This window comes from Cellulomonas soli (genome assembly GCF_013409305.1).
Classification (GTDB): domain Bacteria; phylum Actinomycetota; class Actinomycetes; order Actinomycetales; family Cellulomonadaceae; genus Cellulomonas; species Cellulomonas soli.
This window is the reverse complement of sequence record NZ_JACBZJ010000001.1, coordinates 1,359,050-1,376,227: the sequence shown is the minus strand read 5'-3', so window position 1 is coordinate 1,376,227 and position 17,178 is coordinate 1,359,050. Positions and strand designations below refer to the sequence as shown.

Genomic DNA, 17,178 nt, shown 5'->3' with positions numbered 1-17,178 from the left:
AGTGACGACGGCCGCCCGCCCGCAGGACGTGGGTCCCAGGGGGCGGACGGCCGTCAGGCTGTCACCGGTCGCGTCACGGACGCTGCCCGCGTCGCGGGCCCGTGCAGGTCAGGTCAGGCGACCGCGTCGAGGATGTCGACGACGAACACCAGCGTGGACCCGGCCGGGATGGACCCGGTCTCGGTGTCGCCGTAGCCGAGCGACGGCGGGACGACCAGCAGCACCTGGCTGCCGACGGTCTGGCCGACGACGCCCTGGTCCCAGCCGTCGATGACCTGGCCGGAGCCGACGGTGAACGAGAACGTCGTGTCCGACGTCCACGAGGAGTCGAACGCGGTGCCGTCCCACAGCCAGCCGGAGTACTTCACGGTGACGGTCTGGCCGGACTCGACCGCGGCACCGGCGCCCTTGATGAGCGGCTGCACGACGAGCTCCGTCGGGGCGGTGCCGGTCGCGGCGGTGATGCTCGGCTCGCCGTCATCGGCCAGCGTGACGACCGGCAGGCCGTCGACCGGGGCCACGGCGTCACCCTCGGCACGGGCCGGGACGTCACGGACGTCGACGACCTCGATGGCCATGATCTGCGTCGCGTCGGTCGAGCCGATGCCGAGCAGGGCCCGCACGCCGACCTTCTGGCCGGTCAGCACGTCGGTGAGGGCCTCGATGATGTTCGGGTCGCCCATGGTGATCGTCGTCGGCGAGCTCGTGTAGGTCTCGGAGACGACCGAGCCGTCGGAGCCGTCGACGGAGACGAAGTCGATGACGACGACCTGGCCGTCCTTGATGTCGGCGCCCGTGCCCTCGTCGACGACGCGCGCGACCGTGCCGGCCAGCGTGAACGGCGTCGTCGGGAGCGTGATCGTGGGCTGCGCGCCCGCGTCGCCCTCGAGGGTGACCTCGGCGAGCGCGGCGACGTCCTCGGGCGAAGCGGTCGCAGCGGCCGTGGCCGTCTCGCTCGGCGAGGCGGTCGGGTCGGCGGCACCGGAGCTGCCTCCGCAGGCGGACAGCAGCAGCGTCAGGGCGAGGCCGGCAGCTGCCAGCGGGGCGGCGTACGTGCGGCGCACGAGTTCCTCCGTCGTCGGGGAGCCACCTCGACGGGCGGCGGACGCGGGCAACGGTACGCGGTGTTCCTGGGCGTCTGCTGAGCGTTCGGTATATCCAGGACCCGGATCGGGACCCGGATCGAGGTCCGGGGCGGGGTCGCGGGAAGCAGGACCGGGCCCCGCCGGTTGGTGAGGGTGGCCGGCCCTCCGTCGGTCGTCTGTCTGAGGAGGAGCTCCATGTCTCTCGTCGTCACCGGTGCCACCGGGCACCTCGGCCGGCTCGTCGTCGACCACCTGCTGGCCGCGGGCGTCCCCGCTGCGGACGTCGTCGCCACCGGCCGCCGGGTCGAGCGTCTCGACGATCTCGCCGCCCGCGGGGTGCAGGTCGCCGTCGCCGACCTCGACGCCCCCGCGACGCTCGAGGCGGCGTTCGCGGGCGCCGAGGTGCTGCTGCTCGTCTCCGGCTCGGAGGTCGGTCGACGCGTCCCGCAGCACGTCGCGGCGATCGAGGCGGCCAAGGCCGCGGGCGTGCAGCGGGTCGTCTACACCTCCGCCCCGCACGCGGACACGACCTCGCTCGCGGTGGCCCCTGAGCACAAGGCCACCGAGGAGGCGCTGCGGGCGTCCGGCCTGGCCTGGACCCTCGCGCGGAACAACTGGTACACGGAGAACTACGACGGCACGCTCGCCCAGGCGGCGGCCACGGGGGTCGTCCTGACCAGCACGCACGGCGGTCGGGTGGCGAGCGCCGACCGCTCCGACTACGCCGCCGGTCTGGCCGCGCTGCTCACGGGCACGGGCCACGAGGGACGCGTCTACGAGCTCAGCGGCGACGTCGCCTGGACGTTCGACGAGTTCGCCGCCGCCGCCTCCCAGGTGCTGGGCCGCGAGGTCGTGCACCGGGACGTCACGTCCGAGGAGCACCTGGCCGCCCTGCTCGCGGCCGGTCTGGACGAGGGCACCGCCGGGTTCCTCGTCGCGCTCGACGCCGGCATCGCCGAGGGCGGGCTCGCGGACGCGACCGCGGACCTGCGCGACCTCATCGGCCGCCCGACGACCCCGCTCGTCGAGGGCCTGCGCGCCCTGCTCTGACCCGCGCCCGCGAGGCAGCAACAGCCGTGACGGGCTTCCGGGGTGCGCGGCGACGGCATCCCGGAAGCCCCGATTCGGGCATCCGAACAGGGCTCGGCGGCTCCCGTCGGCCCCTGTCCGGATGCCACGATGGCTCCCATGCCCCCCCTCTCGGCTGACCGACCCGCGCCCACGAACGCCCAGATCCGCCGTTGGCGGCGCTACCTGGCGGACGAGCGCGCCGAGGCTGCCGCCTACCGCGACCTGGCCTCCCGTCGCACCGGCGAGGAGCGGGCGATCCTGCTCGCGCTCGCGGAGGCCGAGGGTCGGCACGAGCAGCACTGGCTCGCGCTGCTGGGCGACGACGTCGGCAAGCCGCTGCCCGGTGACGTCCGCACCCGCACGCTCGGCTGGTTGGCGCGCCGGTTCGGCTCGGTCTTCGTGCTCGCGCTCGCCCAGCGCGCGGAGGGGCGCGCGGCCTACGACGACGAGGCCGACGCGACGCCCACGATGGCCGCCGACGAGCGGATCCACGAGGAGGTCGTGCGCGGCCTGGCCATCCGTGGCCGCAACCGGATGTCCGGCACGTTCCGTGCGGCGGTGTTCGGCGCGAACGACGGCCTGGTGTCCAACCTGGCGCTGGTCCTGGGCATCGGTGCGGCCGGTGCGTCGACTGCCACGGTGCTGCTGACGGGCCTGGCGGGCCTGCTCGCGGGGGCGTTGTCGATGGGGGCCGGCGAGTACGTGTCGGTGCGTTCGCAGCGCGAGCTGCTCGAGGCCTCCCGGCCTGGCCCGCACGCGCACCGGGCACTGCCGTTCCTCGACGTCGACGCGAACGAGCTCGCCCTGGTCTACCGGGCGCGAGGGATGTCCGCCGAGGACGCGCAGGCCCGTGCCGTCCTGGTGCTCGGCGGGGACGAGCACCCACGTGACCTGGGCACGGGCGGCCTGCCCGTCGAGCTGCCCGAAGGCGTCGACCCGCAGGACGTCGAGGAGGTCGACGAGCACGAGACGATCGGCACGGCCCTGGGTGCGGCGGTGACCAGCTTCTGCTTCTTCGCCTCGGGTGCGGCGATCCCGGTGCTGCCCTACCTGTTCGGCGCGGAGGGGTTGGTGGCGGTCGTGTGGTCGGCGGGTCTGGTCGGGATCGCGCTGCTCCTGACGGGTGCGACGGTCGGGCTGCTGTCGGGCACGTCGCCGTTCAAGCGGGCGCTGCGCCAGCTCGCGATCGGTTACGGCGCGGCCGCGGCGACGTACCTGCTCGGTCTGACGTTCGGGTCCTCCGGCATCTGATCTGGCCATGCTCGGTGAGGTATGGCTAACCTGACCTCCGTGTCGACGATCGCCGAGCAGGCCGAGGCCTCAGCCACCGCCCCCACTGTGCTGCCGTTCCGCATGTTCTCCGTGCGACTGGCCCGCACCGAACAGCTGTGCCCCAGCGTGCGGCGCCTGACGTTCACCGGCGACGACCTGCACCAGTTCGCCGACAACGGGTTCGACCAGCGCATCAAGTTCTTCCTGCCGCTCGCCGGCCTCGCCTACGACGAGCTCATCGAGCTCGGCGCCGACAACGACTGGTACGGCCGCTACCGCGTCCTGCCCGACGACCGCCGCCACCCCATCCGCACCTACACCGCCCGCGGGGTCCGGCCCGAGGTGCGCGAACTCGACGTCGACGTCGTCCTGCACGGCGACACCGGCCCCGCCTCCCGCTGGGCCGGCCAGGCCGTGCCCGGCGACGAGCTCGTCATCCTCGGCCCCAACGCCGAGGCCGACGGTCCGCACGGCGGCGTCGACTTCGTCCCGCCCGCGCACGCCGACCGCCTCCTCATCGCCGGCGACGAGACCGCCCTGCCCGCCATCGCCGGCATCCTCGAACGCCTCCCCGCCGACGCGCGCGGCGAGGCCCTCATCGAGATGCCGCACGGCGACGACCACATCGACCTGGCCGCCCCCGCCGGGGTGACCGTCCGCTGGTACGGCCGCGACGGCCGCCCGCACGGCGACCTGCTCGTCCCCGCCGTGCAGGCCGCCGCCCGGCTGCTGCCCGGCCAGGCACCCGCGCCCGAGGTCGAGCTCGAGGACGTCGACATCGAGACCGGCCTGCTGTGGGAGACGCCCGTCGACGAGCACGGCGCGCCTCTGCGCTCCTCGACCGCCCTCTACGCCTGGCTCGCCGGCGAGGCCGGGGTCATCAAGACGCTGCGGCGGCACCTGGTCGCCGGGTGCGGGGTCGACCGCAGGTCCGTCGCGTTCATGGGCTACTGGCGAGCGGGGCGCCCGGAGAGCTGACGCCGGCCACACCATCGGTCTGTGAATCACATTCGAGTCATGCGGGCTGCGGAGCGCCATGAATCTGATATGATTCACCGATGGTTGAGACGGTCGATGACTCAGAACCGACGCGCCGCCCGTTCTACCGCGCCCGCAGCATCACGGCCCTGGCCGAGGCCGTCCAGGCCATGCGGACGGACGCCGGCAAGACCCAGACCGAGCTCGCCCTCGACATCACGTCATCGCGCCCGACCATCTCCCGGATGGAACGCGGCATGCCCGTCGCCACCGACACCCTGCTCGACGCACTCACCGCCTGCGGGTACGAGCTCGTCCTCATTCCCCGCGGCGCCCGCCTCACGGTGAGTCCTCAGTGACCGGGACTCTGCACGTCTGGCTCCGAGGGCAGCTGCTGGGTCAGCTCGACGAGCTCCGCAACGGTCACCTGCGCCTGCGGTACGCCGCGGAGGCCCTCGACACCTACGGCCTCGGCGCGCGACCCCTGTCGTTGTCGCTTCCCCTGACGGACAAGCGCGTCCAGGGCGACCGGCTCGAGCGGTTCATGGACAACCTCCTGCCGGAGGGCGCCGTACGAGGCGCCCTCGAGCGCGAGCACCACCTGCGACCCGGGCACACCTTCGGTCTGCTCGCCCACCTGGGACGAGAGTGCGCCGGCGCCATCCAGTTCACGGCCGAGGCAGAGCCGCCCGCGCCCGGCCACCTGATCGCCCTCAGCGACGACGAGGCGCGTCGGATCGTGGCCCAGCTGCCGACCCTGGACCCACCGCCGGGGCAGGTCGTCAGCGCTTCCCTGGGCGGCGTCCAGGCCAAGGTGCTCCTGGCGCGCACCGACACCGGCTGGGCGTGGCCGGCCGACGGAGCGATCTCGACGCACATCATCAAGCCCGAACCCACCACCGACGTCGCCGTGCCCGACCTGATCCGATGGGAGGAGTGGACCCTGCGCCTGGCTCGAACGGCCGGTCTGCCTGCCGCCCACGCCGAGCTGACGGACTTCGACGGACGCCTCGCCCTCGTCGTGGAGCGCTTCGACCGGCACGAGGGTCGGCGCACCCACCAGGAGGACCTCACGCAGGCGCTCGCGATCGCCACCCGCGACAAGTACGAGACGAGCGTCGACGAGCACCGCCTCGCCACCGTCGCCCTTGCGGCCGGCGCAGAGGCGATCTCCCCCACGGCGTTCGCCCGCGACCTGCTGAGCCAGGTGGCGTTCAACCTGCTGATCGGCAACGGTGACGCCCACTCGAAGAACTACTCCCTGACCATCAGCGACACCGCCACCTACTCGATGGCCCCGCTCTACGACGCCGCCCCCCTGTACCTGCTGAACAGCGTCCTGCAGCACTTCGGGCACAACCTGGCCGGGCAAGGACGCCTGCGCCACCTCACGGCCACGCACCTGGCCGCCGAGGCGAGCACCTGGCGCCTGAGCACGGTGCAGGTCACCGAGACCATCGCCGCGGTGGCCACGCAGGTCCGCGACGTCCTGCCGGGATGCGCAGCCCTGGGCATCGACGTCGATCCGGTTGCTGCGCTGATCGACGCTCGAGCGGTCGACGCGCTGAAGACTCTCGCCTGAGCAGGCAGAGGCGGCGCCGCGCCCGACCCGGCACCCGGCGCCCGGCGCCGAGCTTGAGGACGTCGAGATCGAGACCGGCCTGCTCGGGGAGTCGCCCGTCGACGAGCACGGCGAGCCTCGCCGGTTGGTCCCGCCCCTCAGCTGCTTCTCAGCTGCCTCGGATCGTGACCGCGAACGGTCCGCCCACCGCGAGCGTGGGCGCCGGGGAGAGGTCCGGGCCGGCGGAGGCGAGCATCACCGCGTAGACGTACAGGTCGTAGGTGCCGGGACGGACGTCCCCGTAGCCGGCGGCGGCGGTGCAGGAGGCGAACCACTGGTAGACCTCGCCGGGGAACGACTCGCCCGGGCCGACGTCGAAGGTCGCGCCCGAGTCGAACTCCTCCCGGGTCGGGTCATACAGCTGGCTCACGACGGTGCCGTCGGCGTCGACGAGCAGGGCGTGCAGGGTCTGCGGCACGCGTCCCATCAGGCGCCCGGTGCCGGTCGCCGTCAGGGTCGCGTCCGCGTGCACGCCACCCTGGAGCTCGTCCAGGTCGACGGACGGGTCGAGCGTGACGTCGAGGTCGGCGTCCGAGCGCCCGGCGAGCAGATCGGCCGGCGCGGGCCGGCCGCACGCGGGCACCCGGTCGGGCCACTGGCCGGCCAGCGTGCCGCCTCCCAGCTCGAAGCTCACCGGCGCGAGCTCGACCGTCTCGCCGTCCGTGCCGTCCGTGGTCGTCGTGGCGTAGGTGCGGTACGTGCCCGTCAGGGGGCTTCCGGTCCGGCAGTCCACCGCGTCGTAGAGCCCGTCAGGCGCGATGCCCCCGCTCCCGTCCGTGGCCGTGACCTGCAGCAGGCGGGCGGGATCGTTCCAGAAGGCCACCGTGCCGTCGGGGTCGACGAGCACCGTCGTGACCCCGGAGGGGTCGAGGCCGTCCGAGGGGCCTGTGGGCACGTCCGCGGTCGTGCCCACGTCGACGGACAGCGTGTCGCGGGAACCCGTACCCGTCTCGAACGCGGCGGTCTCCCGCTGCAGCGTGCCGACGACGACCGCGCCCCGGACCTCGACGCCTCGGGCGTCGGTCTCGTGCAGCGCGTAGGGCGTGCCGCAGAGCTCGCCGCCGGACGTGAAGCTGGTCGTCGGGGTGGGCGAGGCGACGGGCGCGACGGGTGGCACCTCGGCCGGGGCGCGACGGTCCATCAGCACCACTCCCGTCACGAGCGCGCCGACCGCCACCAGGCTGCCGACGGAACGGGCGACGACCACCTGGGTCCGACGCCGGTGCATCCTTGAGCGCGTGCGGTCCACGTCGACTGGTCGAGCGGCGGCAGCCGCGTCCGCCGCGAGGTCCCGCAGCTCCTTGCCGAGGTCCATGCTCATCGCTCGTCTCCCCCGTTCACGAGGACGGTCCTGTCGGCGAGTGGTGGGGCGAGCGGTCCGAGCAGGGTCTCGAGCCGCCCGACGGCCAGGCTCAGGTACCGCTTGACCGTCCCGTCGGCGAGCCCCATCCGGTCCGCGATCTCTGCGACCGTGAGGTCGTCGTAGTAGCGCAGCACCACGCACGCGCGCTGCTGGGGTGCCAGCAGGTGGAGCGCTGCGCGCACGTCGTTGCGCGCACCCACCTCGTCGGCCGGTCCCTCCTGGCGCTCACCGCGGACCATCAGGTGCCGCACCCGCAGCCACTGCCGGCGCCGGCGGTACGTGTCGATCCAGGTCGTCAGAATCGCCGTCCGCACGTATCCCTCGACCGACGAGATCTCAAGGCTCCGCCCGCGGACGAACGTCTTGACCAAAGCGTCCTGCACGAGGTCCTCGGCGTCCCGCAGGTCGCCGGTGAGCAGGTACGCGTAGGCGGTCAGCGCCGCGCCGCGCTCACTCGCCAGGACCGCCATGACATCGTCGCTGCGCTGACGCTGCCCGTCCACGGGGCCCCCTTCGCCGTTGATGCGTTCACCTTCCACCCCCAAGGACGGGAAGCACCGCCGAAACGTTGCACGCCGCGTGGCGGCGCAGGACGGGTCGACGACGCGGCACCATGGGCCCGTGCTCTCCGCTGACGACGTCCTGCTCGCGCGGTTCTCGACGACGAAGTTCCGCCCCGGGTACGACCAGGGCGAGGTCGACGAGTTCCTCGACCGGGTCGTGCAGACGCTGCGCGAGGCCGGCACGAGGGAGCCGGTGCGTCGCGACGTCTCCGTCGAGGAGCTCGACGGTGTGACGTTCCGGCAGACGTCGTGGCTCGAGGGCTACGCCATCGACGAGGTCGACGCGTTCCTGGCCGAGCTGCGTCCCAGCCTGGCGAGTCGACCGATCCCGACGCCCGCCCTCGACGGGCCGTCGCTGGATCGCACCCCCGAGCGCGCCATGGACCCGGGGAGGCCGACCGGGTGGCGACTCGTGGGGCAGGTGCTCGAGATGCTGACGATCGGCGAGCGCCCGACCGAGCCCCGGCCGCTCGTGAGGCCGCCAGAGGCACCGCGCGCGTCCGCGAAGAACGTGGTCGTGACCGCGGACGAGGTGCGTTGGCGTGCTCGGCGCCGGGTCGAGGGGCGGCTGGCCGTGGCGGAGATCCGGCAGATCGTGCTCATGGACCTCGAGTACAGCTCGAGGAGCTCCACGGTCCTCATCCCGTACGCGCTCGTCATCGACCACGCCGGCGCCGTGCGGCTGCGCGCCGTCGGGAGCAGGTCGGACCGGCGCCTCCGGCAGATGTGGGACGGCCTCGGGGTCCCGGTGGTGCAGGCCTCGTTCCTCGCGGGCCGCGTCAAGGACGCACGCCGCCGGTGGCCCGAGGCATTCTCGTTCGTGCACGCGTACCCGGTGTCGACCACGTTCGCGGTGCTCGCCGCGTACATGCTCGTGGTCGTCCCGATCCTCATCGCGCTCGGCTTCTGACCGCCCGCGGTTGGGGCGGGGCAGGCGAGGCGCCCGGTTCAGAGACCCGCGTGGACCATGGTCGTGTCCTCACCGAGAGCACGAATGTCAGCGCACGCAGACATGGGGTCGTCTGTCAGCGTATGCCGACACCCGCGACAGCCCGCCGAGCGGGGGACCGGGTGCTGGTCGGCCCGCCCGCCGTCCGGGGCCACAGCAGCCGTCGGTCAGGGCACGAGGTGCCCCGCCGCGCGGAACAGCGCGTACCACTCCGCCCGCGTCAGCGGCAGGTCGGAGCCTTGCGCGGCACCGGCAACCCGCTCGGGGGACGTGGTGCCGAGCACGACCTGCATCCGGGCCGGGTGGCGGGTGATCCACGCGGTGGCGATCGCGATGGCCGGCACGTCGTAGCGGGCGGCGAGCTCGTCGATCACGCGGTTCAGCTCGGCGTACTCCGGGTTGCCCAGGAACGTGCCGGTGAAGAACCCGGCCTGGAACGGCGACCATGCCTGCACGGTGATGTCGTGCAGGCGGCAGTAGTCGAGGATGCCGCCACCGTCGCGCGTGACCGACTGGTCCTCGCCGACCATGTTGGCGGACACGCCCTGCGTCACGATCGGCGCGTGCGTGACCGACAGCTGCAGCTGGTTGGCGACGATCGGCTGACGGACGGAGCGGCGCAGCAGCTCGATCTGGCCGGGCGTGTGGTTGGAGACGCCGAACGCGCGGACCTTGCCGGCAGCCTCGAGCTCGTCGAACGCGCGGGCGACCTCGTCGGGCTCGACGAGCGCGTCGGGGCGGTGCAGCAGGAGCACGTCGATGCGGTCGGTGCGCAGTGCCGCGAGCGAGCCGTCGACCGACTCGAGGATGTGCTCGTAGGAGAAGTCGAAGTACGGCCCCTCGCGCACGATCCCGCACTTGGTCTGGATGGTGAGCGCGTCGCGCTGCGACGGGGTGAGGTCGAGGGCCTCGGCGAACCGGGACTCGCACTCGTGCAGCTCGCGCCCGTAGATGTCGGCGTGGTCGACGAAGGTGATGCCGGCGTCGAGGCCGGTCTGCACGAGCGTGCGGATCTCGTCGTCGGTCTTCTCGGCGATGCGCATGAGCCCGAGGACGACGTTGGGCGCGACGATGTCGGTGCCGGGCAGGGTGAAGGTCTTCATCGGTGGTCTTCTGATCGGGGGTCGGGGCGGTCGGGGCGGTCGGTGGGGCGGGGTAGAGGTCACGCGTGCGAGAGCGCCGTGACCTCGTCGTCGGTGAGGACCAGGTCGACCGCGTGCGTCGAGTCGACGATGCTCGCGGGCCGCGAGGCGCCGGGGATCGGGATCACGACGGGCGCCAGCGCGAGCTCCCAGGCGAGTGCGACCTGCTGCGGGCTGACCCCGTGCGCGTCGGCGACCTGCTGGAACGCGCCGTGCCGGGTGCCGAGCTCGCCGGAGCGGGCGATGCCGCCGAGCGGGGACCACGGCAGGAACGCCAGGCCGAGGTCGGCGCAGTGCCACAGCTCGTCGAGGCTGCTGCGGAACGCGGGGGAGAACTGGTTCTGCACGGACACGAGCCGACCGTCGAGCACCTGCTGCGCCTCGTCGATCTGGGCGACGGACGCATTCGAGATGCCGGCCTGCTGGATGACCCCCTCGTCGAGGAGCTCGACGAGCGCGCCGACGGAGTCCGCGTAGGGGACGGTGGGGTCGGGGCGGTGGAACTGGTAGAGGCCGATGGCCTCGACGCCGAGCCGGCGGGCGGAAGCACGGGCGGCCTGCTTGACGTGCTCGGGCCGGCCGTCCTGGGTCCAGCTGCCGTCGCCGGGCCGCAGGTGACCGCCCTTGGTGGCGACGAGCACGCCGTCGGTGCTGCCGCCGTAGCTGCGCAGGGCCTGTGCGATGAGCTCCTCGTTGTGCCCGACCTCGTCGGCGTGCAGGTGGTAGGAGTCGGCGGTGTCGATCAGGGTCACGCCGGCGTCGAGCGCGGCGTGGATGGTGGCGACGGCGCGGTCCCGGTCGGGGCGGCCCTCGATGGACATCGGCATGCCGCCGAGTCCGATGGCGCTCACGGAGTACGGGCCGATGGTGCGCTGCTGCACGGTGTCACCTCACGTCGTCGGGTTGGTGCCTCCGACACTAGGTAGGCTGCCTGTCACAAGTCCAACAACTAGAACTCATGCGTTTCAGAAGCGGAGTCGATCGATGGATCTGCGGCAGATGGAGTACGTCGTCGCGCTCGCCGACGAGGAGCAGTTCACGCGCGCGGCGGCGATCTGCGGCGTCAGCCAGTCGGGGCTCTCCGCCGCGATCCGTGCGCTCGAGGACGAGCTCGGCACCCGGCTGTTCACCCGGACCACGCGGCGGGTCGAGGCCACCGAGGCCGGGCGGGCGCTCCTGCCGCACGCGCGCGGGCTGCTCGACCAGGCCGCCGCCGGCCGCGACGCCGTCGTGCGAGCCAGCCACGAGCTCAGCGGCACCCTGCGCATCGGCGCCGAGCAGTGCCTCGGCGTGGTCGACGTACCTCCGCTGCTCGAACGCTTCCGTCGGCGCTACCCGCTGGTCGACATCGCGTTCCTCCAGGTCGGCTCGCACGAGCTCGTCGCCGCCGTGCGGGCCGGAGAGCTGGACCTCGCCTTCGTGGCCACCGAGGAGCACCTGACGCACGTGCGCCGCACCGAGCTCGGGAGGCGCGAGGTCGTGCTGCTCTGCCCCCCGGGGCACCCGCTCGCCGGGGCCGCACGCACCGGCTGGTCCGCGCTCGCGGGCCACGACTTCATCGACTTCCAGCCCAGCTGGGGCGTCCGCTCGCTCAACGACGCGGTGTGCGCGGCCCGCGGCGTGACCCGGCAGGTGCGCTGCACGGTCAACGACATCCACACGCTGCTCGACCTCGTCGGACGCGGCCTGGGGGTCGCGCTGGTGCCGCAGCACGTGGCCGCCAAGCCGCAGGCCGCGGGGCTGGTCACCGTCCGGCTCCCTCAGGACGGTGTGCCGTCGTGGGTGGTCTCCGCGGTCACGGGCAGCGGGCCGAGCCTCGCCCCGCGGCTGCTCGAGCTGCTCGACGCCGAGCCCGAGCTCGCGTCCGCCGCCCGTCCGGGTGCCGACCGATGATCGTCTTCCTGGACGTCGACGGGACGTACGCCGCCCGCGGGGTCGTGCCCCCGGGACACGTGGCCGCCGTCCGTGCGGCACGCGCCCGGGGGCACCGGGTGCTCCTGTGCACGGGCCGGCCGGTGGCGATGCTCCCGCCGTCGATCGTCGGCGCCGGCTTCGACGGGTACGTGGCCAGCGCCGGCGCGTACGTCGAGCTGGCGGGCCGGGTCGTGCGGGACGAACGCTTCCCCGCCGAGCTGGCCGCGCGCGCGGTCGAGGTGCTCGACGAGCACGGTGCGGCCTACCTGCTCGAGTCGCCCGACGAACTCCTGGCCCCTCCGGACGGGCGCGACCGGATCCTGCAGGCCTTCACCGACCGGCACGGTCGGCACGGGCGGGTCGACGCGCTCCCCGACTTCCTGTCCGGGCTGCGGGCGCGACCGGCCGGGCACGTGCCGCGGTTCAGCAAGATCACGGTGCTCGGCTCGTCGGTCGAGGTCCATGAGCTCGGTGCCCTGATCGGCCCGCAGGTGGCGACCATCCCGTCCTCCGTGCCGCTGCTGTCGTCGGCCGGGAGATCTACCTGGCGCACGTGCACAAGGCGGTCGGTGCGCAGGTCGCCGCGCACGAGCTCGGGGTGGACCGCGAGAGCGCCGTCGCCGTCGGGGACGGGCTCAACGACGTCGAGGTGATCGCCTGGGCAGGCGTCGGCGTGGCGGTCGAGGGGTCGGACCCGAGGGTCCTGGCGGTGGCGGACCGCCTCGTCGCCGGGCCCGAGCAGGAGGGGCTCGCGCAGCTCTTCCACGAGCTCGGGCTGCTCGACGGCTGAGCCGTCGAGCAGCAGCGCCAGGCCGTTCGCCGAGCAGCGACGCCCGACCGTCAGCGGTCGATCGAGGCCATGTTGGCCTCGTCGTGCCGCTCGCCGGCGGCCGGCTGCAGCTCGTCCAGCCGCGAGATCTGCAGCGGCGTCAGCTCGACCCGGTCGGCCGCGGTGTTCTCCTCGACGCGAGCCACACGCCGGGTGCCGGGGATCGGGGCGATGTCGTCCCCGCGGGTGAGCAGCCAGGCGAGCGCGGTCTGGGCGGGTGTGGCGCCGACCTCGGCACCGATGGCACGGACCTCCTCGACGATCGCGAGGTTGCGCCGGAAGTTCTCGCCGGTGAACCGCGGGTTCGTCTTGCGCCAGTCGTCGTCGGCGAAGTCGTCGACCGTGCGGATCTGCCCGGTGAGCAGGCCGTGCCCCAGCGGGGAGTAGGGGACCAGACCGATGCCGAGCTCGCGCAGCAGCGGCAGGATCTGCGCCTCGACGTCGCGCGTCCACAGGGAGTACTCGGTCTGCAGCGCGGTCACCGGGTGCACGGCGTGCGCGCGGCGGATCGTCTCCGGTGCGGCCTCCGAGAGCCCGAAGTGCAGGACCTTGCCCTCGGCGACCAGCGCGGCCACCGCACCGGCGGTCTCCTCGATCGGGGTGCTGCGGTCGACGCGGTGCTGGTAGTACAGGTCGATGTGGTCGGTGCCCAGCCGGGTGAGCGACCCCTCCACGGCGGCGCGCACGTTGGCGGCGCTGGAGTCGACGACGCCGGGGCCACCGCCCGCGTGGGAGACGAGCCCGAACTTCGTGGCCACCACGACCTGGTCGCGGCGTCCCCGGAGGGCCTTGCCGACGACCTCCTCGCTGTGGAACGGGCCGTAGATCTCCGCGGTGTCCAGGTGCGTGACGCCCAGGTCCAGCGCGCGGTGGATCGTGCGGATCGACTCGGCGTCGTCCAGGCCACCCTCGCTGGTGTAGGTGCCTGCCATGGTCATCGCGCCGAGGCCGATGCGGGAGACCTCCAGGGTGCCCAGGTGTGCGTGCTTCATGGGTGTGCTCCTCGTGCTGGTGCTGGTGCTCGTGTCGTCGGTCGGGTCCGACGTGGGTCCAGACAACGCCGTCGCGCCGGGGTGGGGGAGTCACCGTCGTGAGGTGCCCCGGCAGGGCCCCCCACCGGACCCTCACCGGGCACCGACCGGACGTACCGTCGCTGCATGGACAGCAGCGAGGAGATCAGGGAGTTCCTCGTCTCGCGCCGGGCCCGGCTCACCCCGGCGGACGTCGGCCTCCCCGACTACGGCGGCCGTCGCCGCGTGCCAGGCCTGCGCCGTGAGGAGGTCGCGATGCTGGCGGGCGTCAGCCCCGAGTACTACAAGCGGCTCGAGCGCGGCAACGCCGGCGGTGTCTCGGACGCCGTGCTCAAGGCATCGGACGCGCGCTACGCCTGGACGAGGCCGAGCACACCTACCTCCACGACCTGGTGCGGGCGGCCGACGCGGGCAGCCGCACGCAGCGCCGACGGCCGGCCGCCCGTGGGCCCCGGGTCGGTGCGAGCGTGCAGCAGACCATCGACGCGATGGCGACAGTCCCGGTGTTCGTGCAGGACGGGCGACTCGACGCGATCGCCACCAACCCGCTCGGGCGCGCGCTGTTCTCCGAGATGCTCGCCGACCGACCCCCGCCGATCAACGCGGCACTGTTCACGTTCCTGGACCCGCGAGCCCGGACGTTCTACCGGGACTGGGAGGCCAACGCCCGTCAGATCGTCGCGATCCTGCGCGCCGAGGCCGGGCGGTCACCCCACGACCGCAGGCTCAGCGACCTCGTCGGCGAGCTGTCCACCCGGAGCGACCTCTTCCGGACGCTGTGGGGTTCTCGCGACGTCCGTGCGCACCAGACGGGCGTCAAGCACCTGCACCACCCCGTCGTCGGCGACCTCGACCTCACCTTCGAGGTCATGGCGCTCGCCTCCGCCCCCGGGCTGCAGCTGCTCGTCTTCTCGGCCGAGCCCGGCTCGTCGTCGGCCCAGGGCCTGCAGCTGCTCGCCAGCTGGACGGCGACGCCCGCCGACGCCACGACGTCGGCCCGGGAAGGGTGACGGTCGACCCGCTCCGCCGCGGCGCACCTGCGGGCGCGTGGTCGCCCCGCCGACTCCGACGCACGACGACACGACGCGACACGCGCCGACGCGCCGGGGCGAGACCGAGTCTTCAGCACCTCGTCACATGCCGGTCATCGCGTCCGTTCCGTCCCGAAACACGCTCACGCGACCCTGCACTCGTCCGGATCCGTGCGCCTGAGTCGAATCGAGTGATGCCGCCGTGCTGAAGAGGTCCAGCTCCACCAAGTCCGCCACCTGCACGTTGACGTTCTCCCTGCCCGCCGCGACCCTCGAGGGGCCCGTGAGCGTGGTCGGCTCGTTCAACTCCTGGACGCCCGGCGCCCACCCGTTGAAGCGCCGCTCGAACGGCACGGCGAGCACGTCGGTCACCGTCCCGGCGGGGACCGAGGTGCGGTTCCGGTACCTGGGCGACGGCGGGCTGTGGTTCGACGACGCCGACGCGGACCTCATCACGGCGGACGGCGGGGTCGTCCTCACCTGACGTCGTCGACCCGGCCGGGTCTCGTCGACCCGGCCGGGTCGTACGCGCGGAGTCAGCGCGTGCGCAGGACCTCCTCGACGAACCGCGTCGACCGCTCGCGGAGCCCGTCGATGCGGCGTTCCACGATCTGCAGCCGCTCGGCCTCGGTGGCCGTGCCCGCCTCGGACCGGGTCGGCACCCGGCGCACGTTCTGCGAGCACAGGAAGCTCGTGCAGATGAGCGTGCCGATCGTGTCGCCGCGGCGTCCGGCGGCACCGCCACGACGGGCGACGTAGAGCGTGACGTCCTCGGTCACGACGACGTCCTCGCACCACGCGCACACCGTGCTGCGTCGCGTCCGGCGTCCCTCGCTGGAGCGCAGGAGGACGCCGACCGGCTCGTCGTCGACGAACGTCACGACGTACGCGGACAGCGGTGCCTTGCGGTCGCGCCAGCCGAGGTAGTCGAGGCGGTCCCAGCGGAGCGCGTCGAGGTCGGGGACGGTGGCCTGGGCCGCCTCGCGGCGGGACGCGTTCACGAAGGACGCGCGGATCTGCTTCTCGGTCAGGATGTTCATGGGTCGGCTCCCGGGGGGTTCGTCGGGGCCGCCGGCTCGACGTGCGCGGCCGCGGCGCGGCGGGCACGTCGTCCGCGGACGTCAGGGCGTCACGGCGGGCGGCGGCAGGGTCGGCGACGGCCTGCGCCCGCCTGCACCGATCCCGGGGTTCGTCCGAGGTCAGCAGGAGGTGGCGCAGGCCCGGGGGTCGACTGAGCAGGCCTTCGCGGCCACCCCGCAACCCGCGACGACGCCTGGCATCTGCTCGCTCCTCGAACGGTCCTGGTCCCGGTCCGCGACGGAGCGCGGTCGCCGGCCGGGCGAGCCTACGCCGCTCGCCGCGCGGTCTCCACGGGATTGTCGCTGTCGAGGCCGCGCGCCGGGCTACCCGCCCGCCGGGTCGAGCCGGAGGAAGGCGCGGTCGTCGAACGACACGTGCCCGGGCCGGGCGGCCTTGGTGGTCGCGTGCCGGCCGATGCGCAGAGGGTCGCGGGCCAGGTCGGCCGCGAGGTAGGCCTCGCACCGCGCGAGCTCCATGAACAGGCGCGGGTAGCCGTCGCTGGCGAGCACCACGGGTTCGTCGTCGGCGAGGGTCCACTCCTCGACGAGGTGCCGCGGCACGGGTCGGCCGTCGATGCCGGCGTGCGTGAGGGCGGACCCTCGTGGCCGGTTGCGCACGGCTGCCTGGCGGCGCAGCACGGGCAGGATCATCTGCCGGCCGGGGTCGTGCTCGAGCAGCTCCTCGTGCGGGGTGCCCTCGGCGAGCAGGCTGTGCAGCAGCGCGGCACGGGCCTGGGCGTTGATCCGGTCGATGCGCTTGCCGCCCAGATGGGTGCGGCCGGGCGTGCGCCACGAGGTGTCGCCGACCCGGATGACCCGCCGGCCGAGCTTGTCGACCGCGCAGAAGACCGCGGTCGGCAGCGCGCCGGGTGGCAGGTCGCGGACGGTCGCGCCCAGGCGGGACCCGTACTCGGCGTTGATGCGGTCGACGAGCTCGAGGGCGGGGATGCCGGTGGGTGCGTCGGTGACGACGTCAGCGACGAGCTCGGCCACCGCGCGGCCGGCGGTCAGCCCGCCGATGCGGGTCCCGAACGTGTCGGTGGCCCCGTCGGCCACCACGGCGAGGTCCGGGCCGTCCCGCACGACGTCCTCGCAGTCGTCCTGATCGCCGGACTTGGCGGCGACGAACAGCTCGGTCACGACGAGCGCCCGGCGCGCGAGGGTGTCGGTGCGGGGTGTCGGGATCACACCCTGATCATCGGCTGCCGGCGGCGGCGGCTGCACCTCTCGACCGCACGGGTGCCCGCCGG

The 17,178-nt window shown here is 73.5% G+C and carries 18 protein-coding genes and 1 pseudogene; 11 read left to right on the top strand and 8 right to left on the bottom strand.

Annotated features, from left to right (window positions below):
- Window positions 1-113 precede the first annotated feature (113 nt).
- Window positions 114-1,064 (bottom strand): FKBP-type peptidyl-prolyl cis-trans isomerase, encoded by a 951-nt coding sequence (locus BKA22_RS19405; protein WP_223203547.1) that lies wholly within the window; start codon window positions 1,062-1,064, stop codon window positions 114-116.
- 216 nt (window positions 1,065-1,280) lie between these two features.
- Between BKA22_RS19405 and BKA22_RS06335 the strand changes: the two genes are divergently transcribed.
- The 5 genes from BKA22_RS06335 to BKA22_RS06315 all read left to right on the top strand — a co-directional run bounded on the left by BKA22_RS06335 (window position 1,281) and on the right by BKA22_RS06315 (window position 5,988).
- Window positions 1,281-2,135 (top strand): SDR family oxidoreductase, encoded by an 855-nt coding sequence (locus BKA22_RS06335; RefSeq protein WP_146952718.1) that lies wholly within the window; start codon window positions 1,281-1,283, stop codon window positions 2,133-2,135.
- Window positions 2,136-2,264: 129 nt separating this feature from the next.
- Complete coding sequence (locus BKA22_RS06330; RefSeq protein WP_218866552.1) at window positions 2,265-3,407, top strand: VIT1/CCC1 transporter family protein; 1,143 nt, start codon at window positions 2,265-2,267, stop codon at window positions 3,405-3,407.
- 39 nt (window positions 3,408-3,446) lie between these two features.
- Window positions 3,447-4,406, top strand: coding sequence for a siderophore-interacting protein (locus tag BKA22_RS06325; RefSeq protein WP_371863656.1), 960 nt, complete (start codon window positions 3,447-3,449; stop codon window positions 4,404-4,406).
- A gap of 80 nt (window positions 4,407-4,486) precedes the next feature.
- Window positions 4,487-4,765, top strand: a complete 279-nt coding sequence (locus BKA22_RS06320; RefSeq protein ID WP_146952715.1) for a helix-turn-helix domain-containing protein — start codon at window positions 4,487-4,489, stop codon at window positions 4,763-4,765.
- Complete coding sequence (locus BKA22_RS06315) at window positions 4,762-5,988, top strand: type II toxin-antitoxin system HipA family toxin (protein ID WP_146952714.1); 1,227 nt, start codon at window positions 4,762-4,764, stop codon at window positions 5,986-5,988. The genes BKA22_RS06320 and BKA22_RS06315 overlap by 4 nt, the downstream gene beginning before the upstream one ends.
- Window positions 5,989-6,136: 148 nt before the next feature.
- Here the strand turns inward: BKA22_RS06315 and BKA22_RS06310 are convergent, their stop codons facing one another.
- Window positions 6,137-7,348 carry a hypothetical protein gene (locus BKA22_RS06310; protein WP_146952713.1) on the bottom strand — a complete coding sequence of 404 codons (1,212 nt, stop codon included), beginning with the start codon at window positions 7,346-7,348 and terminating at the stop codon, window positions 6,137-6,139.
- Entirely contained in the window at window positions 7,345-7,893 is a 549-nt protein-coding gene (locus tag BKA22_RS06305; RefSeq protein WP_223203546.1) for a sigma-70 family RNA polymerase sigma factor, read from the bottom strand. Before BKA22_RS06305 ends, BKA22_RS06310 begins: the two co-directional genes overlap by 4 nt.
- 118 nt (window positions 7,894-8,011) lie before the next feature.
- On the opposite strand from BKA22_RS06305, the gene BKA22_RS06300 reads away from it, so the two are divergent.
- Window positions 8,012-8,863: a DivIVA domain-containing protein gene (locus BKA22_RS06300; RefSeq protein ID WP_179561884.1), complete on the top strand. Its 852-nt coding sequence runs from the start codon at window positions 8,012-8,014 to the stop codon at window positions 8,861-8,863.
- Window positions 8,864-9,069: 206 nt separating this feature from the next.
- Here the strand turns inward: BKA22_RS06300 and BKA22_RS06295 are convergent, their stop codons facing one another.
- The gene (locus BKA22_RS06295) at window positions 9,070-10,005 is read right to left on the bottom strand and encodes an aldo/keto reductase (protein WP_146952711.1); all 936 of its coding nucleotides are present in this window, start codon (window positions 10,003-10,005) and stop codon (window positions 9,070-9,072) included.
- Window positions 10,006-10,064: 59 nt separating this feature from the next.
- Complete coding sequence (locus BKA22_RS06290; RefSeq protein WP_146952710.1) at window positions 10,065-10,925, bottom strand: aldo/keto reductase; 861 nt, start codon at window positions 10,923-10,925, stop codon at window positions 10,065-10,067.
- Between the two features lie 103 nt (window positions 10,926-11,028).
- On the opposite strand from BKA22_RS06290, the gene BKA22_RS06285 reads away from it, so the two are divergent.
- Genes BKA22_RS06285 through BKA22_RS06275 form a run of 3 tightly spaced genes read left to right on the top strand, consistent with a single transcriptional unit; the run spans window position 11,029 to window position 12,748 of the window.
- The gene (locus BKA22_RS06285; protein WP_146952709.1) at window positions 11,029-11,937 is read left to right on the top strand and encodes a LysR family transcriptional regulator; all 909 of its coding nucleotides are present in this window, start codon (window positions 11,029-11,031) and stop codon (window positions 11,935-11,937) included.
- Window positions 11,934-12,611 (top strand): HAD hydrolase family protein, encoded by a 678-nt coding sequence (locus BKA22_RS06280; RefSeq protein ID WP_146952708.1) that lies wholly within the window; start codon window positions 11,934-11,936, stop codon window positions 12,609-12,611. The genes BKA22_RS06285 and BKA22_RS06280 overlap by 4 nt, the downstream gene beginning before the upstream one ends.
- Window positions 12,512-12,748, top strand: coding sequence for an HAD family hydrolase (locus BKA22_RS06275; protein WP_179561660.1), 237 nt, complete (start codon window positions 12,512-12,514; stop codon window positions 12,746-12,748). The genes BKA22_RS06280 and BKA22_RS06275 overlap by 100 nt, the downstream gene beginning before the upstream one ends.
- 50 nt (window positions 12,749-12,798) lie before the next feature.
- Here the strand turns inward: BKA22_RS06275 and BKA22_RS06270 are convergent, their stop codons facing one another.
- A complete protein-coding gene (locus BKA22_RS06270) occupies window positions 12,799-13,779 on the bottom strand; it encodes an aldo/keto reductase (RefSeq protein ID WP_146952706.1) in 981 nt (326 codons plus the stop codon).
- A gap of 165 nt (window positions 13,780-13,944) precedes the next feature.
- Between BKA22_RS06270 and BKA22_RS06265 the strand changes: the two are divergent.
- Window positions 13,945-14,828: pseudogene (locus BKA22_RS06265) on the top strand (helix-turn-helix domain-containing protein).
- Between the two features lie 223 nt (window positions 14,829-15,051).
- Window positions 15,052-15,333 (top strand): isoamylase early set domain-containing protein, encoded by a 282-nt coding sequence (locus tag BKA22_RS06260; protein WP_146952705.1) that lies wholly within the window; start codon window positions 15,052-15,054, stop codon window positions 15,331-15,333.
- A gap of 52 nt (window positions 15,334-15,385) precedes the next feature.
- Here the strand turns inward: BKA22_RS06260 and BKA22_RS06255 are convergent, their stop codons facing one another.
- Window positions 15,386-15,889 carry an FBP domain-containing protein gene (locus BKA22_RS06255; protein WP_146952704.1) on the bottom strand — a complete coding sequence of 168 codons (504 nt, stop codon included), beginning with the start codon at window positions 15,887-15,889 and terminating at the stop codon, window positions 15,386-15,388.
- A gap of 363 nt (window positions 15,890-16,252) precedes the next feature.
- On the bottom strand, window positions 16,253-17,116 hold the full coding sequence (locus tag BKA22_RS06250; protein WP_179561659.1) for a PP2C family serine/threonine-protein phosphatase: 864 nt from the start codon (window positions 17,114-17,116) through the stop codon (window positions 16,253-16,255).
- Window positions 17,117-17,178 lie beyond the last annotated feature (62 nt).